The sequence below is a fragment of the Mucilaginibacter sp. genome, from assembly GCF_036383575.1.
Classification (GTDB): domain Bacteria; phylum Bacteroidota; class Bacteroidia; order Sphingobacteriales; family Sphingobacteriaceae; genus Mucilaginibacter.
In genome coordinates, this window is the sequence record NZ_DASVOB010000433.1 from 1 (window position 1) to 2,777 (window position 2,777).

The 2,777-nt window shown below is 43.3% G+C and carries 3 protein-coding genes; 1 reads left to right on the plus strand and 2 read right to left on the minus strand.

Annotated elements, in window-relative coordinates; translation table 11 throughout:
* Positions 1-39: 39 nt before the first annotated feature.
* Positions 40-696 (plus strand): 3-oxoacid CoA-transferase subunit B, encoded by a 657-nt coding sequence (locus tag VF500_RS15155; protein WP_330860469.1) that lies wholly within the window; start codon positions 40-42, stop codon positions 694-696.
* A 159-nt stretch (positions 697-855) separates the two neighbouring features.
* Here the strand turns inward: VF500_RS15155 and VF500_RS15160 are convergent, their stop codons facing one another.
* Positions 856-1,488: a uridine kinase gene (locus tag VF500_RS15160; RefSeq protein WP_330860470.1), complete on the minus strand. Its 633-nt coding sequence runs from the start codon at positions 1,486-1,488 to the stop codon at positions 856-858.
* The gene (locus tag VF500_RS15165) at positions 1,481-2,497 is read right to left on the minus strand and encodes a LysM peptidoglycan-binding domain-containing protein (protein ID WP_330860471.1); all 1,017 of its coding nucleotides are present in this window, start codon (positions 2,495-2,497) and stop codon (positions 1,481-1,483) included. Before VF500_RS15165 ends, VF500_RS15160 begins: the two co-directional genes overlap by 8 nt.
* Positions 2,498-2,777 lie beyond the last annotated feature (280 nt).

Consider the following 2,777-nt stretch of genomic DNA (forward strand, 5'->3'; position numbering starts at 1 on the left):
CGTTCCTCCTCGCAATGACATGACTTAATAAAGAAGATTATGTTAGACAAACAAGGCATCGCAAAGCGAATTGCGAAAGAAATAAAAGACGGTTACTATGTTAACCTCGGCATCGGCATTCCTACGCTGGTAGCCAATTATATCCCGGATACCATGGATGTGGTGTTACAGTCTGAGAATGGTTTATTAGGTATGGGCCCCTTCCCTTTTGAGGGTGAGGAAGACCCGGATACCATTAATGCAGGCAAACAAACCATTACCATGCTGCCCGGCTCGGCCATATTTGATTCGGCAATGAGCTTTGGGATGATCAGGGCAAAGAAGGTGAACCTAACTATTTTAGGCGCTATGGAAGTATCCGAAAACGGCGACATAGCCAACTGGAAAATTCCGGGCAAAATGGTTAAAGGCATGGGGGGTGCCATGGATCTCGTAGCGTCTGCCGAAAATATCATTGTAGCCATGCAACATGTAAACAAAGCAGGTGAATCAAAGCTGCTGCCTCAATGCTCACTGCCCCTAACCGGCGTTCACTGCGTTAAAAAAATCGTGACTGAACTGGGCGTGTTTGACGTTTTACCCGAAGGTGGTTTCAGACTTATAGAGCGTGCGCCAGGTGTAAGTGTTGAGGAGATTAAACAGGCTACCGCAGGGAAGCTTATTGTGGAGGGGGATGTGCCGGAAATAGTGGTTTAACCCTTAAATCCCATGTCATTGCGAGGAGCGGCATGGGCAAAAGCATTGGTGCGACGCGGCAATCTCTTAGCTATGCATATCAAATATGTATTGGCTACGAGATTGCCACGCTATCGCTCGCAATGACATGGTTTTAAATTAAATCAACCAATTATCAAATTAAAAAAGCTTCTTCCTTAAATCGGCCGAGATCTCTTCGGTTATCACCATAATATCTTCGGCAACGTGGGTGTTGTTGGTGATCACGCGGTCGCATTCATCTTTGTAGGGCAGCAGGTATTCTTTGTAAGCCGGTACCACGTGGTTGATCCATTTGTACATCACATCATCGTGCGAATAGCCACGCTCTATCAGGTCGCGTTTAAGGCGGCGCTGCAGGGCTACGTCTTCGTCGGCATCAATAAAAACTTTCAGGTCAAGCAGCTCAGAAATATCTTTAAAATGCAGAATAAACAAACCCTCTACTATTAAAATAGGTGCGGGTTTGATCTCTATCATTTTAGGGATAGCATCGGGATTATTAAAAGTATATTCCTGCTTCAGGATAGGTTCCTTATTTAAAAGCTTGCTGATATCCTGCTGAAAATGTTCGTGATCGATAGTAGCAGGGAGATCAAAGTTATATTCTTTGTTCTCCTCCTTGGTCATGTTATGCGCTACCGGGATGTAATAATCATCCTGCGATACGAGGCTCACCTCGTCGGCAGTAAAATGTTCTAAAAAGCACTTTAAAAAAAAGGTTTTGCCGGAGCCGCTTCCGCCGGCAATTCCAATAATATAAGGTTTATTCATTCGGGCTACCGTAGCTGATATTTACCTGGAAACGTTTATCTAAAGCGCCTAAAGCATCGGCTGTATTTTTGGTCATGATGATGAGCACATTTTTATTTACCTCATTATCGGTAAAACGGCCAACCACTTTAGCAAAGGTGGTATGATTGTTCATAGGGTTGGTAATTTTGATTATAGTGCCGATTGGCGCTGTACGGTGCAGTACCAATTCCTTTTTAGGATCTAAGCTGGCATCATCCATCCAGGTGGCTACACCTTTTTCAACTTTTTCATACAGGCCAAAACGGTTTGCTTTGCCATGATCACCGCCGGTTGTATCCTGCTGCGCGGCAACCGAGGTTGAATCACGCTGCATTACAGGTTGTTTTACTTCTTCGGGAGGTAAACCACTGCGTACATTAATTATCTGGTTAGGAGCTAAAGAATCAGAACTTAATTTGTTAAGTGCCCTGATATCTTCAACAGAGGTATTGAAACGCTTGGCGATAGAAAACAAGGTTTCCCCTGCCGATACTTTGTACTGCTGCACGTTAAGCATGCTCACTTTTTTCACGGTATCAATAGCGGCCTGCTGCTGTTTGCTTACTGCAGCTTGTACTACTGGTGCAGGTGAACTAACAGGAGGCTGAACCTGCGGTTTATTTTGCTGAACAGGGGCCTGGGTAACCGGTTTTTGTTGTGCAGGAGCAGGAGTTGTCACTACTTGTTTTGCAGGTGCAGTTACAGCAGGTTGTGCAGCAGCTTCGCCCGAAAAAGGTAATTCGGTAGGTACTTTTACGATACCGCCAATTTTAAGGGGCGCGTTGTTATTAAACTGTATGATGGCTTTAGGGCTAACGTTGTAGCGGCGGCCTATAGAGTAGTAATTATCTTTGGGATCGAGTTTGTGAACGATCACTTTTTTACCGTTAAGGTTTTCAACACCTACTGAATCGACAAGCGGGTTTGCAAAAAGCGATATGGAGAATGAGAGTAAAGGAGTGACCAATAATAAAATCTTAAATTTCATAATAAATTATAATACAGTAATTTACAAGTTCAACACTATTAAGCCCGATCTGTTTTTTAAATAGACGAGCTGATTATTATGTAGTACAAACGCCTCGGGTTGCATTTTTTGTATAGCGTTGTTTAACAAATCGTGATACAAAAGGGTACCCTCCTCGTTAAATACAAACAAGTGCTGTTCAAGATGCTCCTGCAAAAGCGTGTGCAAAGATACAATTCTGAAACTATTGTAACTGATATAATGCACCGCATTTGCATGTACAGTAAGGGGTAAATATAAA

Bases quoted from the DNA above. Each gene is read 5' to 3' on its own strand.
- VF500_RS15155 (WP_330860469.1), top strand. From the start codon at position 40: ATGTTAGACAAACAAGGCATCGCAAAGCGAATTGCGAAAGAAATAAAA.
- VF500_RS15160 (WP_330860470.1), bottom strand. From the start codon at position 1,488: ATGAATAAACCTTATATTATTGGAATTGCCGGCGGAAGCGGCTCCGGC.
- VF500_RS15165 (WP_330860471.1), bottom strand. From the start codon at position 2,497: ATGAAATTTAAGATTTTATTATTGGTCACTCCTTTACTCTCATTCTCC.